At 62.3% G+C, this 16,119-nt stretch carries 12 protein-coding genes; 3 read left to right on the top strand and 9 right to left on the bottom strand.

The annotated features are described in order from the left end of the window. Positions 1–19: 19 nt before the first annotated feature. The gene (locus ACR0JC_RS08205; protein ID WP_170340532.1) at positions 20–307 is read left to right on the top strand and encodes an ArsR/SmtB family transcription factor; all 288 of its coding nucleotides are present in this window, start codon (positions 20–22) and stop codon (positions 305–307) included. A 5-nt stretch (positions 308–312) separates the two neighbouring features. On the opposite strand, the gene ACR0JC_RS08200 is transcribed toward ACR0JC_RS08205, so the two are convergent. Further along, the gene (locus ACR0JC_RS08200) at positions 313–3,309 is read right to left on the bottom strand and encodes a cyclic nucleotide-binding domain-containing protein (protein WP_170341081.1); all 2,997 of its coding nucleotides are present in this window, start codon (positions 3,307–3,309) and stop codon (positions 313–315) included. Positions 3,310–3,524: 215 nt separating this feature from the next. Between ACR0JC_RS08200 and ACR0JC_RS08195 the strand changes: the two genes are divergently transcribed. After that, positions 3,525–3,917 carry a DUF3307 domain-containing protein gene (locus ACR0JC_RS08195; protein ID WP_093964572.1) on the top strand — a complete coding sequence of 131 codons (393 nt, stop codon included), beginning with the start codon at positions 3,525–3,527 and terminating at the stop codon, positions 3,915–3,917. Here ACR0JC_RS08195 and ACR0JC_RS08190 read toward each other — a convergent pair whose 3' ends face one another. Next, positions 3,918–4,379 (bottom strand): Lrp/AsnC family transcriptional regulator, encoded by a 462-nt coding sequence (locus ACR0JC_RS08190; RefSeq protein ID WP_244952314.1) that lies wholly within the window; start codon positions 4,377–4,379, stop codon positions 3,918–3,920. A gap of 139 nt (positions 4,380–4,518) precedes the next feature. On the opposite strand from ACR0JC_RS08190, the gene ACR0JC_RS08185 reads away from it, so the two are divergent. Beyond that, positions 4,519–7,947: an indolepyruvate ferredoxin oxidoreductase family protein gene (locus tag ACR0JC_RS08185; protein ID WP_480763751.1), complete on the top strand. Its 3,429-nt coding sequence runs from the start codon at positions 4,519–4,521 to the stop codon at positions 7,945–7,947. Here ACR0JC_RS08185 and ACR0JC_RS08180 read toward each other — a convergent pair. From ACR0JC_RS08180 to ACR0JC_RS08150, 7 genes are all read right to left on the bottom strand, one after another. Next, entirely contained in the window at positions 7,935–8,666 is a 732-nt protein-coding gene (locus ACR0JC_RS08180; RefSeq protein ID WP_170340402.1) for a hypothetical protein, read from the bottom strand. The genes ACR0JC_RS08185 and ACR0JC_RS08180 overlap by 13 nt on opposite strands. Positions 8,667–8,720: 54 nt before the next feature. Then, the gene (locus tag ACR0JC_RS08175; RefSeq protein ID WP_170340399.1) at positions 8,721–10,025 is read right to left on the bottom strand and encodes an NAD(P)/FAD-dependent oxidoreductase; all 1,305 of its coding nucleotides are present in this window, start codon (positions 10,023–10,025) and stop codon (positions 8,721–8,723) included. Then, positions 10,012–10,698, bottom strand: a complete 687-nt coding sequence (locus tag ACR0JC_RS08170) for a TetR/AcrR family transcriptional regulator (RefSeq protein WP_170340396.1) — start codon at positions 10,696–10,698, stop codon at positions 10,012–10,014. The genes ACR0JC_RS08175 and ACR0JC_RS08170 overlap by 14 nt, the downstream gene beginning before the upstream one ends. Before the next feature lies 1 nt (position 10,699). Next, on the bottom strand, positions 10,700–12,244 hold the full coding sequence (locus tag ACR0JC_RS08165) for a trimethylamine methyltransferase family protein (RefSeq protein ID WP_170340394.1): 1,545 nt from the start codon (positions 12,242–12,244) through the stop codon (positions 10,700–10,702). 2 nt (positions 12,245–12,246) lie between these two features. After that, complete coding sequence (locus tag ACR0JC_RS08160) at positions 12,247–14,649, bottom strand: GcvT family protein (RefSeq protein WP_170340392.1); 2,403 nt, start codon at positions 14,647–14,649, stop codon at positions 12,247–12,249. Positions 14,650–14,726: 77 nt separating this feature from the next. Next, a complete protein-coding gene (locus ACR0JC_RS08155) occupies positions 14,727–15,356 on the bottom strand; it encodes a glutathione S-transferase family protein (RefSeq protein WP_170340390.1) in 630 nt (209 codons plus the stop codon). 92 nt (positions 15,357–15,448) lie between these two features. Next, the gene (locus ACR0JC_RS08150) at positions 15,449–15,946 is read right to left on the bottom strand and encodes a class I SAM-dependent methyltransferase (protein WP_170340388.1); all 498 of its coding nucleotides are present in this window, start codon (positions 15,944–15,946) and stop codon (positions 15,449–15,451) included. Between the last annotated feature and the right edge of the window lie 173 nt (positions 15,947–16,119).

The raw sequence follows: 16,119 nt of genomic DNA, 5'->3' as shown, positions 1-16,119 counted from the left end.
ATCCGAATTGCCCTCGGAAATGGAGGAAAGCGCCGCGCAAGCTGCGGCTTTCCTCAAGACGCTGGCGCATCAGGGCCGCTTGATGATCCTGTGCCATCTCGCGGCCGGAGAACGCTCGGTGGGCGAGCTTGAAGCCTTGCTCAAGTTGCGCCAGGCCGCGGTCAGCCAGATGCTGGCGCGCCTGCGAACCGAAGGCCTGGTTTCAACCCGCCGAGAGGGCAAGACGATCTACTATTCGCTGCGCGACGGCAAAGCCAAGCAGGTGATCGAGTTGATGCATTCCCTGTTCTGTAGCCCGCAGGCCTGATCCTGTCAGCGTGATACATAGCCTGCGATCACCTGCAACAGCTTGAACGCGGTCGCAGCATCGTTTTCGACCACCGCAAGGAACTCTTCCTCGCCGATACGCAGACAGGTGAGATCGGTTTCAGCCACCATGCTGAGCGCACGGGGCTCTTTGCGGATCAGGCCCAGTTCACCCACCAAGGTACCGCTGCCGACGCGGGTCACCAGCCGATCCTCCTCGGGCGGTTGCGGCAGGTACAAACCAGCTTCGCCGTCGATGATCATGTAGGCACCATCAGTTGGCTGGTCATCCTTGAGGAACACGACTTCGCCGGCCTTTGCCTCGTACCAGCGCGCACCAAAAGCCAGCAGTCGAAGCTGGCGACGATCCAGCCCCGAAAACAGCGGTGTCTGTTCCAAAGCACGCAGCTTTCGCGTGAGGTCCGCCGAGGCTGCACTGTCACCTTCAACATCCGACGGAACCTGATCGGACACTACGCGCCCCTGTCGGATTTCGACAAACATGTCGAAAGCGCCGGGGTTCTTGAACTGTTCGTTCAGGTAGATGATCGTGGCGTCCGGAAGCAGCTCTCGCAGGTTCCTGAACACAGCCACCTGCGTGTCCATGCCATAACTCGCCAGTGCGTTTTCCAGTATCAGGATATCCGGCTTCTTGATCGTCGCGCGGGTAAAGGCCAAAGGCTCGGCCAGCGCGGCCGGCAGGTTCTGCCCGCCCAGCGCGACCGGTACATCGTAGATCAGTTCAACCACCAGCGGACGGGCTCCGTTTTCGGTCAGTACGTCTGCGATCACTTTCCGTACCTCGTCCGACCGCGCGCCCCCGATCTGGCTGACCTTGCCAAAAAGCGCATTCTCCATAACCGTCAATCCCGGCGCAAAGGTGGCCGGGTCCAGCGGCTCGAACACGTCGTTCAGGCGCTCCATCAACTTGTCGGAATGGCTGTGCCGTAGTTCGAGGATGCGATTCTTGAGCTCTTCGGAAAAAGCCGGCCCAATCTGTTCGGCCGAGATCACGAAAGGCACCGCCAGCAGGCTGGCCAACTGGTCATCGTCCAACCCCGATGCGCCGGTTTCCCGGGTCCTCTCTACCAGGTCGACAGCAGCTTCGTAGGTGGCGGCCTCGAGTCCCAGCTTGCGGAACAACGGGTGATCCGTCCCGTCTAGACCAAAGATCTGACGCAGCATTTCGATCACGTCACGTGTCAGGCCGACCAGTGTTTCATCCAGACCCAACTCGCGCAACTGCCCGAGGAAAACGGTCTGCCGGGCCAGCAACTCTTGCGTCACCTGCACGCGTGGCACAGCAAACAGCAGGTTTTCGGCAACGGGCAGTGCAGCGTTGTACGTCATGCGGTCGAAAATCAGGGCTTGCGACTCCAGACCGGCCTTTTTGACGGCGTCCTGCACCAAGGGCCGCAGCTCGATCAGCTTGGCAGCAAGGTCGGGGTGCTTTTCAGGATCGAAACCCAACTCGGCCCCGCGTTGGAACAAGATGGGCCCGGAGCCCAGTCCGTCGATCAGCTTCAGCCACCAATCGCGCAGCTGCTCGGCCGTTTCGAACCCGGCCAGGGAAGGGTCCAGCCAAGTGGCCCGGAAGGGATCGGGGCTGTTGCCCGCACGCAGCGTTTCAAGGTGGTCCGCGTCCTCCGGTGGAGCGGTCAGAGGCCTGAGCTGCATCGGCATCATCACGTTGCCGCCAACGGTTCCCTGGAACATCACCGGTCGCGATGTGGCATGACCGATCCGGGCCGCCACGACGGCCTGGTGCAGCGAGGACAGGTTAACATCCCCGATTTCGACCCGGCCCGAACTTGGCAGGATCTCCCGGGTCAATAGATCCGCCAGGGCCCGGCGGTCCTCTTCGCTGGGGGCCGCGATCCCTATGGTCTTGCCGGCAGGGAAGGTCAGGTTCAGATCATCCAGAACCTGATTGCCATCCAGATCACGCACCGAGACCTGCTCCAACTCGATCGGGCCATTCAGGTGCGGTCGGCTGTCGGGCTCGCCTTCGAACAGGCTTTCATCCAGCATGCCGCTTGGGGCGAACCGTTCGATGACCACCTCCCAGCGCAGAGACATGTCCTGTGTCTGGTTGTAATAAGTCAGCAGCTCCTTCCAGGGCGAGCTGAGGTCCTTGTAGGCAGCGAGCGCGGCCACGAGAGCACCGAGTGAAACTGACCCCTGCAAAACCAGCAAACCACCGACCAGGTAGAATAGGAACGGAGTCAATTGAGAGATGAAGTTGTTGATGAACTTCATGAAGAATTTTTTCTGGTAGATCTCGAACCGGATGCTGAACAGCCGGGACAGTTGATCTGAAATCAGCGCTCGGCGATGGCGCCAGCCGCCGTTCTGCCGCAGGGTTGCCGCGCCTGCTGCATTCTCGCCGATCTGAGCCGCCAGTACGCGCACCTCTTGGATCCGGCGCTTGTTCAACAGGTTGATCTGGCGCTGCAATCGCGGGATCAGCCAGGCCTGCAATGGGATCAGCGCGACAGCAGCCAATCCGAACCAGACGCTTTGCAGGAATAGAAAGGACAGGATTGTCAGCATCTGCCCCGCCTGAAGGACAGGCTGGCTGATCGCATCGCCCATCAGCCCGCCCATCGGCTCGCTTTCGGCGGTGATCATCGAGACCAGTTCGCCCTGACTGACGCGCTCGAAATAGGGTTGAGGAAACAACAGTGCGCGATTGATCAACTGGTATCTGAACCGGCGCAGCATTCGTTCGCTGAGAACGCCTTTCATCGTGTTGATGCGCATCTTCATCAAACCATGCGCCAACACCGCCGCCAAAAAGGCGAAGCACAAAATTACCAGAAACGTCGTCTGCGACAGACTGTATCCCCAGACATCCACGATCTCGCTGGAGGCGCCGATTGCGTCGTTGATGATGCGTTTGGGCAATTCAAGCGTCAGGTACAGCAGCGGGAACAAAGTTGCCGTCACGGCCAGCAGAACAAGCTGATCACGCTTGGAATACTTCCAAATAAATCCAAAAATTGAACGTTCTATGGCCCCTGCCCCTACTGGTGACCCGAAACTGTTTTGCAGCGATCCTGCCGCGGTCAAAGCAGCACGACGGTACTGCAATCGCGCTTGGATAGGCAAATGGTTTCCAAGGCGAAAACTATTTCGACTTGTGTGAACTAGTTCATTTGCGATCCTGTCTCATAGCCCTTAGTCTGAACGTCAGGACGATATCGGGAGGGTAGTTTTTGCCTGCTACACTTGGCACTGTGTTGCTTCTGCTGTGTGCACTGCAGATCAAACACATGTTTGCCGATTTCTACCTCCAAACGCCCAAGATGCTGTCTGGGCGGGGGGAGTACCTGCATGTCGGGCGCGCACAGCATGCTGCGGTGCATGTTGTGGGTTCAGTCGTGGTTTTCCTGATATTCGGCGCGCCGCTTTCGTTCATTCTGATCATTGGTGCGCTTGAGTGGATCGTGCATTTCAATATCGATTTCGCCAAAGCCAGCTACTCCGACAAGAAACAATTGCAACCTGATCAGGCCGCCTTTTGGCGGGCCGCCGGTCTGGATCAATGCCTGCACAACCTCACTTACATCGCGATGGCCTGGGCCTGGGTTGAATTCGTCGCGCGGTAATCAGAACTCGACCGAACGATTGCGTTTGACCGCGCGCAGAACCACATTCGTCTGCGCACTTGCGACGGCCGGCAAACGAAACAGAAACCTCTCCAAAAAGACGTTGTAGGCGGCAAGATCGGGACACTGCACTCGCAGGTGATAGTCTGCCTGACCGGTCGTTGCGAAACATTCCTGAACTTCCTTGCAGGTTTCGATTGCCCGGATGAACTCCACGATCTTGTCAGGATCATGCCGCGTCAGATGCACATGTACGATCGCCTCGAACCCCAACCCCAGCGCGACCGGGTTCACAACTGCGCCGTAGCGTTCAATGATCCCGGCCTCTTCCAATGCGCGCACCCGTCTCCAAAGGGCCGAGGTCGACATACCGACCGCATCGGCAAGGTCCGCATTCGACACACGGCTGTCCCTTTGTAGCAGGGTCAGAATCCGGCGATCTCTGTCGTCCAACTGCATCATTTGGTAAACCTTTTCGTCTTCTTAGGGTTTATCGGCAAATTTTTTCGAAATGATATCAAGCTTGCGGACCCATTGGCACAACATTTCGCAAATACCGAACTACAGTTGTTCAATCTCAAAGCCAATCCAGGTCCAAGCCATGAGCCGCCACGACAGCACTCTTCGCACTTATCAACTCACAGACCGGTACGAACAGACCGAGGGTCGCGTGTTCCTGACCGGCACACAGGCACTGGCGCGCATCCTGATGGATCAGGCGCGGCGCGACCGCGATGCCGGGCTGAACACGGGCGGGTTCGTCTCGGGCTATCGCGGCTCGCCCTTGGGCGGGCTGGACCTGGAATTGTGGCGCGCGCGCGAACGGCTGAAATCCGACCGCATCACGTTCATGCCCGCCGTGAACGAAGACCTGGGCGCAACCGCCGTTTTGGGCGCGCAACAGGCGACGCTGGACCCGCAGTGCGAATTCGAAGGCATCTTCTCGATGTGGTACGGCAAGGGGCCGGGCGTCGACCGCTCGGGCGATGCGCTGAAGCACGGCAATGCGTATGGCTCGGCGCCTAAGGGCGGCGTGCTGGTCGTGGCCGGCGACGACCATGGCTGCGTCAGCTCCTCGATGCCGCACCAGTCCGACGTTGCCTTCATGGCATGGTTCATGCCCACGCTGAACCCCGCCTCGGTCGAGGAGTATCTGGAATTCGGCGAATACGGCTTTGCACTGTCGCGGTTTTCCGGCACCTGGGTCGGGTTCAAGGCGATCTCGGAAACCGTCGAAAGCGCCCGCTCGGTCGAGCTGCGCCCCGACCGACAGTACATCCTGCCCGAGATCGAGCTGCCCCCCGGCGGGTTGCATGTTCGCGCCGCCGACCTGCCCTCGCCCGAGATCGAGACCCGCATCCAGCACAAGCTGCGCGCCGTGCGCGCCTTTGCCGAGGCCAATCCGATCGATCGGCGCATCTATGACATCGACAACGCCAAGTTCGGCTTTGTCACCACCGGAAAGGCCCATCTTGACCTGATGGAGGCGTTGCGCCTGCTGGGGCTGGACGAGGCCGCCTGCCGCCGTCTGGGCATCGACATCTACAAGGTCGGCATGGTCTGGCCACTGGCGCGGCGCAACGCGCTGCGCTTCGTGAAGGGCAAGGCCGAGGTGCTGGTGGTCGAAGAAAAGCGCGGCATCATCGAAAGCCAGTTCAAGGAATATTTCTATGACTGGCCCGGCGACAAGCCGCACAAGATGGTGGGCAAATACGACAGCCACGGCGAGCCGCTGATCCCCTGGACGGGTGAACTCAGCCCGCTGATGCTGGTGCCCATCGTGGCCGACCGCCTGCACCGGTTTTTCCCCGAAGAGGACCTGCCCGCCAAGGCCAAGGCGCTGACGGACCAGCCGCCACAACTGATCAACGTGTCCGGCGCGACCCGCACGCCCTATTTCTGCTCGGGCTGCCCGCACAACACCTCGACCAAAGTGCCCGGCGGCTCGATCGCGGCCAGTGGCATCGGCTGCCACGTAATGGCTTCGTGGATGGATCGCCACACCGTCGGCTATGCCCAGATGGGCGGCGAGGGCGTGCCGCATGTGGTGGCGTCCAAGTTCAACGGCGGCAAGCACATCTTCCAAAATCTCGGCGAGGGCACCTGGTATCACTCGGGCTCGCTGGCGATCCGGCAGGCGGTCGCGGCCGGGACCAACATCACCTACAAGATCCTCTACAACGACGCCGTGGCCATGACCGGCGGCCAGCCGGTGGACGGCCCGGTCAGCGTGGCCGGCATCGCCCAGACCTGCCGCGCAGAGGGCGTGGAACGGATCGCCGTCGTGTCTGACGACATCTCGAAATTCCACCACTCGGATTTTCCGGCGCAGACAACCTTCCACGACCGCGCCGAACTGGACATCTTGCAACGCGAGCTGCGCTATATCCCGGGCGTGACCGTTCTGATCTATGAACAGACCTGCGCCACCGAAAAGCGCCGCCGCCGCAAGCGCGGCACGATGGAGGACCCCAAGCGGTTCGTCTGGATCAACGATCTGGTCTGCGAGGGCTGTGGCGACTGCTCGGTCGAATCCAACTGTCTGAGCGTCGAGCCGCGCGAAACCCCGCTTGGCCGCAAGCGCAAGATCAATTTGAGCTCGTGCAACAAGGATTTCTCGTGCCTCAACGGATTCTGCCCCAGCTTCGTGACCATCGAAGGCGGTGAACGCCGCAAACGCATGGCAAAGCTGGATCTGGCAACACTCGAGGACGGGCTGCCTGACCCCGCCCTGCCCCGCCTGGACAAACCGTTCGAGATACTGGTTACAGGCGTGGGCGGCACGGGTGTGGTAACGGTGGGGGCGCTGATCACGATGGCGGCCCATCTCGAGGGGAAAGGCGCCTCGGTCCTGGATTTCACAGGCTTTGCACAGAAATTCGGAACCGTTCTCAGCTATATCCGTTTGGGAGACACTCCAAACGCATTGAACCAGGTCCGCATTGATCAGGGCGCGGCCGATGCGGTGATTGGTTGCGACGTCGTCGTCAGTTCAGCCCCCAAAGCCTCGGCGCATTACCGCAAGGGTACGCGCGTGGTCCTGAACCGGGCGGAAATGCCGACCGGCGATATCGTTCTGCGCCGCGACTCTCAGTTGCAGGTAAAAGCCCGTGAACAGGCCATTCAGAACGTGGTCGGGGCGGAAAACCTGTTCGGTTTCGACGCCAATGCGGTGGCTGAAACCCTGTTGGGTGATGCGGTGTTTGCCAATGTGATCATGCTGGGTTTTGCGTGGCAGCACGGTCTTGTGCCGGTATCGCAAGTCGCGCTGGGTCAGGCGATTCTGCTGAACGGCGTCGCTGTCGCGAAGAACCGTCTGGCTTTTGCAATCGGGCGCAACATGGCGGTTCGTCCGGACGTTCTGGCGCTGCCTTCCGACGACGTTGGTTCAGCAGAAACTCTGGATCAGATGATTGCGCGCCGCACCGCCTACCTGACCGAGTATCAAAACGCGAAATACGCGCAGGCCTACGCCGATCGTATCGCCGCCCTCCGCTCGGCGCTGCCGCAGGCTGACGAGACCCTGCTGCGCAGCGTCGCTCGCAACCTGTTCCGGTTCATGGCCTACAAGGATGAGTTCGAAGTCGCGCGGCTGATGACTTCGGACCATTTCGCAAAGGATCTGGCCAACCAGTTCGAGGGCGATTTTGCGGTCCGCTTCCACATGGCTCCGCCCCTGCTGAGCCGCAAAACGGATGCCCGGGGCCGACCGCTGAAAAAGGCGTTCGGACCTTGGATGCAGCCGGTTCTGCGGGGCCTGTCAAAGATGCGGGCACTGCGCGGAACAGCTCTCAATCCGTTTGGCTATCATGCCGAAGCGCGCCTGCACCGCGATCTGCTGAATTGGTACCAGGGGCTGTTGGACCGCCTTGTGGCAGAGTACGGGGATCGGGATACCGAAACGTGGCAAAGCATCCTGTCCTGCGCTGACGAGATCCGCGGTTACGGCCCGGTTCGGATACAAGCGGCCGAGACCGCCAGACGAAAGGTCGATGACTTGTTGCGCGCGCCGCGCGCTCAGGCCGCCTGATCCAGCGCCGAGGCTTTGTAGGCCGCAAGCCAAGCCGCATCCAGCCGGTCGACAACGGCTGGATTGAACCGGTCTTCGACCTCCCAATACCGGCCGGATGGCACCATGTAGCCCGCCTCGTACTCGGCCTGCAGCAGAGCATCGACGTGTTCAGTGCGCGGCCGGGCCTCGGGGATCTTTTCGGTATGAGAGACGGACGGATAGACCAGCCGGCTGGGTCCAACGGACAACCGCACCACGTTGCAATCCTGACGCGCCGCCAGCAGCGCCAGCCGTGCCGATTTCGCCTCGAGCGAGCGCAGGGTGACGTCGGCGCGCAGGGGATCGGCCGTTCCCTGGCCGTAGAAATGCGTATTGCCCGAGCGCGGATAGACCATGTCGCAGCCAAAGAAGGCCATCACCGATGGTTTGAGAGCACCCAGCGCCCAGTACCCGGCGGTAAAGGCCATGGTGCCACCGGCATAGACGAAGCCGCCATACGCGTTCTGGATCGGAACATAATCCTGCGCCGTCACGATGCGTTGCGTCGCTGTCAGACAGTCGGGGCGGTTCTCGGCCGGAAAATCCTCGGGATGGATCAGGAAATCCCAATCTTCGCGGATGCGCCAGGCGTTGTTGATGGCCACGATATGAGTGAACGACCCACGCGCCCAATCCCGCGCCGCCAGCGCCGCAGGCGCACTTCCCAAGATCAGAACTCTGGTGTCATTCTCCGCCATCGCGCCCGCCCTTTCTCAGTGTTTCCCGAGAGCTAGCGCATTTGTCCGGCATGGCTAGCCAAGGACCGAAAAACTGCTCTCGGCATTGATCGGGCGCCTGCGAGAGTAGAAGCTGACGTCGATGCTGCGTTGGATATAGGGCAATTGGAATTGCAGCGGCTGGGTATCGTGATCGCCACCGCCCTCGCAATACTCAACCAGCGCCGCCATCATCTTGCCCGCGATCGGCGCGTTCTTGTACTGGTTCCCGCTGGTGCCGCAGGCCATGTAAAACCCGGGCAGGCTGGATTTGTCATAGATCGGGATCCAGTCGGTCGAGGCGTCGTACAGATCGACCACACCACGCGTTCTGGACGGAATGCCCAGGCTCGGCACTCGCTGCGCGTATCGCATGGCCTGCGTCGTCCACTGGTCGGTGAAGTCGTGGTTGTAATGGACATCGTTCTCGCACCACTGATGCGGGTCGCATTCCGGATCCTCGGATCCTATCAGGATGTGGTTGCCATGTTCGGGCCGACAGTAGCAGGCGATATCGCTGTCCGACACGATGGTTCCCTGACGCTCGAAATCAAATCCTTCGGGCGCCGGAACATGCACCACCTCCTGCCGCAGCGGGCGGGTTTCGATGGTCATGTCGTCCAGCACCCCGGCCATGCGGTTGATGATCGACGATCCCGGCCCTGCCACGTTGATCACCACCGGCGCGTGAATCTTTTCGCCCGAGGCCAGCCGGACGCCTTTGACCTTGCCACCTTCCTGCAAGATTTCGACGACCTCGACCCCGGTCCGCACCTGCGCGCCGTGTCGCTTGGCAGCATCTAGAAGGTTCTGCGCCGACAGGGCCGGATCGGTGACATAGCCGGCCTTGGGCCAGAACACCGCCTCCTGCATCCTGCTGCCATTGGGCTGACCAAAAGCTGGATCGTCCATCCGTTTGGCCGGGGCAAAGCTGTCCAGTGTATAGATCGGCAGGCGGTCGAGAATCTGTTCAGCCGACCATTCCTCGAAGGGGCACTCCAACTCGGCGCTGTATTTCATGTGCTTCGACAGGTGGCCGTTGGCCTCAGTCTTCATGACCAGGCACCCGGTCTCGCGAAATTGCGCCAGATCGGCCCCGTCGGGCAGGCCCAGATAGTCGGGCCAGTCGCGCCAGTAGTGATAGCCCTCCCATGCGAAGGCGGTGCCGTCGAAGGTGGAATAATGCATCCGGATGATCGCGCAGGACCCGGCGGTCGAGCCATGCCCCACCTGCGCGTTGCGGTCCAGCGACAGGGTCTTCCAGCCGGCCTTGACCATCTCGAACGCGATCGCAGCGCCGATCACGCCGGTTCCGATGATGATTGCGTCAGGCTGGCTCATGATCCGATCCTCCTTCCCAGCAGCGCTTGGCATAGGCGCTGAATTCCTCGATTTCCGCGGGCCGCGGCTCGACCCCGGTAAAGACGTACAGGTAATGCGGCACCAGAGACAGGCGCGTCGCCAACGGCTCGTTCAACTGCGCCAGATCATAGCCGATCTGCATGTAGTACAGCACGCGCGCACGGGTTTCGGCCTCGACCGCCTCATAGCCATGTCGGGCGAACATGGCCCACAGCGCGGCCAGGCGGCGGGCATCGGACTGGTCCAGCATCCGCCGCACCTTGCCCGACCGCCGCGCCCAGTCGCGCACGGCAAAATCCAGCGCCGTGTCGAACAGGGCGGTGTTGACCACGCAGCGATGCACGTTGCAGACGGCAGCGGTGATGGTCTCGGCCGGCGCTTCGGCCTGCGCGATCAGGGCGGCGGTGTTGGTGGCCTGCCAGCGATCCAGCAGCGCGTCCAGCAGGTGCTGCCGGGATTTGAAGTACCAGTAGAAGGACGACCGCGACACCGCCATGCGCTCGGCCAGGTTCAGCACCTTGACCTGCTCGACCCCATCCGAGATCAGCACGTCCATCGCCACGTTCAACCAGTCGTCGCGCGTGACCTTGACGTTGCCGACCAGAGGCTCGGCCTTGGGGTCGTCACGGTGCAGGATCGGTTTGCTGTTCATATCAACTCTCCGGCGGCGCGCCGCCCTCGGCGGTTCGGCGGGCAATGAAATCACGCATTGCGTCCAGCCCCGGCTGGTCCTGCGCGGGTGGTTCGAAATTGTTCAGGATGTCACGCCAAACCGCAGTTGCCCGGTGGTTCGCATCGACCGATCCGCGTTCGGTCCAGGTGCCGAAATTGGCATAGTCATGCAGGTGCGGTTCGTAGAATTCGGTGGTGTAGCGCTCCATCGTCTGGCTGGCGGCAAAGAAATGGCTGCCGGGCTCGACCTCGCGCAAGGCAGTGTCAAACCCGATCTCGGCCGAACCCGCCTGAGCCCCGGCGCACAGCTCGGCCACCATGTTCAGCACCTCGGCATCGCAGACCAGCTTTTCGAAGGACACGGTCAGCCCCCCTTCCAGCCACCCGGCCGAATGGATGATCACCGTGGCCCCCGCCATCAGGCAACCCCACAGCCCGAACTGATTTTCATTGGCGGCCTGCACGTCATTGGCGTTCGAGGCCGACCCGGCCGCCGACCGCCACGGCAGGCCCAGATGGCGCGCCAGTTGCCCCGCCGCCAGCGAGGCCTGGAAATGCGAGGGCGTGCCAAAAGCCGGGGCGCCGGATTTCATGTCCACGTTGCTGGTGAAGGTGCCATAGCAGACCGGCGCGCCGGGTTTTGCCAGTTGGGTCAGCGTCAGGGCCGCCAGCGCCTCGGCATGAGACAGGGTGATCGCGCCCGCGACCGTGATCGGCGCCATCGCCCCCATCAGCGTGAACGGCGTGATGATCGACATCTGCCCGTGACGGGCAAAGTCGATCAGCCCCTGCGCCATCGGAATGTCCAGCGTGCGCGGGCTGTTGGTGTTGATGATCGTGTAGCAATGCGGCCGGGCGCGGAACTCGTTGTCGGACAGGCCCCGCGCGACGGCCAGCATCTGGAAACAGTCCATCACTTGCGGCGTGCCGCGCGAGAAGAAGAACGGGAACTTGTCGGTCAGCTCCATCTGCGCCTGCGTGGTGAAATAGTGGCGCAGGTGGGTCGGCACGTCCTGCGGCTCGACCTGCGGCGAGATCATCTGGAACACGTCAAAATGATGAGTGAGTTTCAGGAACTCGAGGTAATCCTGCCCGCTGGCCGGGCGGCGGCCGCGTTCCAGATCGGTGGCATTGGGCGCCCCTGCGCCGGGCTGGAAGACAAGGCTGCCCAGTTCCAGCGTAAAGTCGCGATGCCGCGCCCCGGCCCGGCAGGCGATGGACTTCGGGGCCGAGGCCACCGCGGCCTCGACCAGATCGCGGCCGATGAACACCATTTCGCTGTCTTCATCCACCCGCGCGCCTGCAGCGGCAAAGAGACGCCGCGCCTCGGGCAGCAGGACCTTGACGCCCAGTTCCTCAAGCGTGCGCAGAGCGGTTTCGTGCATGTCGGCGATCTGGTCGGCGGGAAAGACCTCCATCACCGGAAACGGGTTGCGCAATTGGCGGTAATTCACGTCCCGACGGGTGGCGGGAGCGGCCTCCGCCCCCCGCCCCCGCCGCCGGCCTTCTCTGCCCCGCGCCGCCACGATCAGCCCCGCATCGCTTTGCCCTCAGGGTCATAGGGCGACGGCGCGATCACCCGCGCGGGCCGCTCGACCCCGACCACATGCACCGACAGTTCGGTGCCCGGCTGCGCTTTGTCGCGGTCCACCAGCGCCATGGCCAGCGACTTGCCGATATAGTGGCCATACCCGCCGGAGGTCACGAAGCCCACGCGCTGGTCGCCGGCCCAGACGGGTTCATACCCGCTGGCATCCGCATCCAGCGCGTCGACCTCGAGCGTCACCTGAACCTGCGCCGGGCCGTTGCCCTCACGCTCGGCCAGTGCCGCGTCCTTGCCCACGAAGTCCTTGTCCCAATCGATCCAGCGGTCCATGCCGGTCATGCCGGGGGTGTAGGCCTGGGTGAACTCGGCCGACCAGATGCCAAAGCTTTTCTCAAGCCGCGTGGACAGCATCGCGTTGAACCCGCATTCGCGGATGCCTTCGCTGGCTCCGGCCTCGAGAAGCGCGCGACGCAGGGCGATGTGGTCGCCACAGCGGCAGTTGATCTCATAGCCCTTTTCGCCAGTCACCGACATGCGGGCCACGCGGGCGCGCACGAGGCCGATGTCATAGTCACCGCAGCCCATGAATTTCAGGCTTGAAATGTCCTGCTCTGCAAGGTTCTCGACCACCGCCTGCGATTTCGGGCCGACCACGGCAAAGCCGCAGACTTCCTCGCCCAGGTCGCGCACCTGTACGCCATCGATCATGTGATCGTCGAACCAGCGCATGTGCCAGGCCCGCAGGTAATAGCTGCCCATGATCCACCAGGTGCCGTCGCCCCAGTTCAGAACCGTCAGGTCGCCCTTGAGCCGCCCGTTCTCGCCCAGCATCGGCGCCAGTTTCGCGCGGCCCGGTCCCGGCAGTTTCGAGGCCATCACCTTGTCGAGCCAGATTTCCGCATTCGGCCCCGAAACCTCGAACCGTGAAAACCCGGTGATGTCCATCAGGCCCACGCCTTCGCGGATGGTGCGGCATTCCTCGGCCACGATGTCGAAGGCGTTCGAGCGTTTCAGGGTCGGCGTTTCCTCGAACCCTTTGGGCGCGAAATAGAGTGGCACCTCGAGATCCCAGCTGACGCCCCATTTGCAGCCTGCCTCGGTCATCGCGTCATGGGCCGGCGACATCTTCAGAGGGCGTCCGGCGGGCAGTTGCTCGTTCGGATAGGTCATCACGAAACGGCGGGAATAGAACTGGCCCGTCGTCTCGCGGATATAGCGCTTGTTCTGGGCAAAGTCGCCATAGCGCGCCACGTCCATCGGCCAGGCGTCGGCCTCGGGCTCGCCATGGATCATCCATTCGGCCAGCGTCTTGCCGACGCCGCCGCCCTGCAGGAATCCGGCCATCACCGCGCAAGCGGTCCAATAGCCGCGCTTGCCCGGGACCGGACCGACCAGAGGGTTGCCGTCCGGCGAGAAGGTGAAGGCGCCGTTCACCCATGTCTTGATGCCCACGTTCTGGATCGCCGGGTAGCGCTGGAAGCCCAGCATCAGTTCGTTCTCGATGCGGTCCAGCTGTTCCTGAAACAGCTCCTCGCCATAGTTCCACGGCGCACCGTCCATGGCCCAGTGCTCGTGATCGACCTCGTAGATACCGACCAGAACACCTTTCTGGTCCTGCCGCATATAGGTGAAGCCCTCGAGATCCACGGTCATCGGCATCTCGAAATCGGCCGCCGCGACCTCGGGCACCGTGTCGGTGATCAGGTAATGGTGCTTCAGCGGAGAGACCGGCAGTTCGACCCCTGCCATGCGCCCCACCTGCTTGGCCCACAGGCCGGCGGCGTTGACCACATGTTCGCAGGTGATCGTACCCCGGTCGGTCACCACCTGCCAGCCATCGGCAGTCTGGATCAGTTCCTCGACCTTGGTTTCCTCGTAGTATTCCGCTCCGCGCTTTTTCGCGGCACTGGCATAGGCCTGCACGGTGCCGGTGGTGTCGATGTAGCCCTCTCGGTCGGCCCACATCGCGCCCAGAATGCCGTCAGTGGACATGATTGGGCAGCGTTTCTGCGCCTCTTCCGGGCTCAGCAATTCGCAATCGTCGATGCCGATGGACTGGAAGATGCGATAGGTCGCCTGCAACCACTCCCACCGTTCGGGGGTTCCGGCCAGCGTGAGGCCACCGGTCATGTGCAGACCGATATTCTGGCCCGATTCCTTCTCGATCTCACTCAGCAGGTCGATCGTGTAGGCCTGCAACGCCGCCATGTTCGGATCGGCGTTCAGTGCGTGGATGCCCCCCGCCGCGTGCCATGACGACCCCGAGGCCAGCCGCCGGCGTTCCAGCATGACCACATCCGACCAGCCGAACTTGGCCAGATGATACAGAACCGAGGCGCCGACGACGCCGCCCCCGATGACCACAACGCGATACTGCGATTTCATCCCGACCTCCCTGGACGATTCCAAAAGGACGCTAGGAGCACTGTTCACTTCTGTCTAGACATTTCTGTACAGTGCCGTCAGGCGCTGGCGCTTGGCCGCGCCTGCACGCTGTCGAACCAGGCTTGGGTTGCGGTGTTGCCCTCGGGGATGCGCATCTTGATGACCCGGGCGAAATCTACGAACACGAAGGTCGAGATATCGGCCAGCGAGAACGCCTCGCCCGCCATGAAGGGGCTGTCTTGCAGGCGCTCTTCGAGCAGGTCGAAGAACGCTCCGGCGCGCGCGATGCCGCGTTCGGCCAGTTCGGGGATCTGCGGATGGTTCTGCGGGCCAGGGATGGCGCGGTCCTTGAAGGCCGGATGCGTGTTGCGCAGCGCCTCGGCGATGGGCGCCCCGCCCTGTTGCTCGACGATCGCGTTCCACATCAGCACCAGCCCTTTCTCGTCCGGTGTCCGCCCCATCAAAGGGGGCTCGGGGAAGCGCGCCTCGAGATAGGCGGCGATGCCGAGGTTTTCGGTCAGAGCAGTCCCTTCGTCGGTAACCAGAACCGGGATGGTGGCGCGGGGATTTACCTTTCGGAACGCCTCGCTCATTTGCTCGCCCTTGGCGATCGAGATGTCGCGGGTTTCGATCTGCAGCCCCTTTTCGGCGATGAACATGCGGGCGCGGCGCGGGTTCGGGGCGGTCGAGCAATCGTAAAACAGCATGGGCGGTCCTTTGCGTGAACGTCACGCGAAGGTTAGACCGCCCGCCGTGCCGGGATCGAGTCCCCGCGCAAAGTGACCCTGCGGAACGCCGCTCAGCGCCGGTAGATAAAGCAGCGACCTGGAACCGCATCTGCGGGAAGGGTCTGCTCCGTGAGCGTCTCGAAATACATCCGGTCGCTCGAGACCATCAGCCCGCCCTCGGCCAGCAGCGGTTCGATCAGCGGTGAAACGAAGCGGGCGAAGGCATCGTTCTTTTCGCGGTTGTGACCGCCCAGATCGGCATGGATCAGGCTGGCGGTCGCGCCGAACCGATCCAGCGCGGCGGGCAGAGTCTCGCGCACGTCGCCCAGGATCAGACGATCTTCGGGCGGGGTGGAATCGGGGTGCGAGGCCACCGCGCGTTCGAACACATAGACGGGTCGGTTGCGGACCCGGTTCATCATGTGATGATAAGTGCGCCCGTTTCCCAGACCCAGTTCGAACACCGGACCGGCCAAATCGGCCGTGTCGGCAATCGCGAAATCCAGACATGCCCGCTGCGAGACCATGCGATCAATGAACAGATCCAGTCGGCTTTGCGCGTCGGACATTGCGAAATATCTCCCTGATACCTTAACGACCACCAATCGCGGCCAATCGCGGCTTTGATGACAAAAACTCAAGACTTTGTGTAGGCACAATGCACTGTTCGTCACGTTTCCGCGACATTTCAGCCCAAGAAGGTATTTGACTAGTCGCCCCCAAGCGCGCGAAACTGCGACAA

The sequence above is a fragment of the Ruegeria sp. CH5 genome (assembly GCF_056537025.1).
Note: the sequence above shows the minus strand (reverse complement) of the source record. Positions and strands in the feature narration are given on the sequence as shown.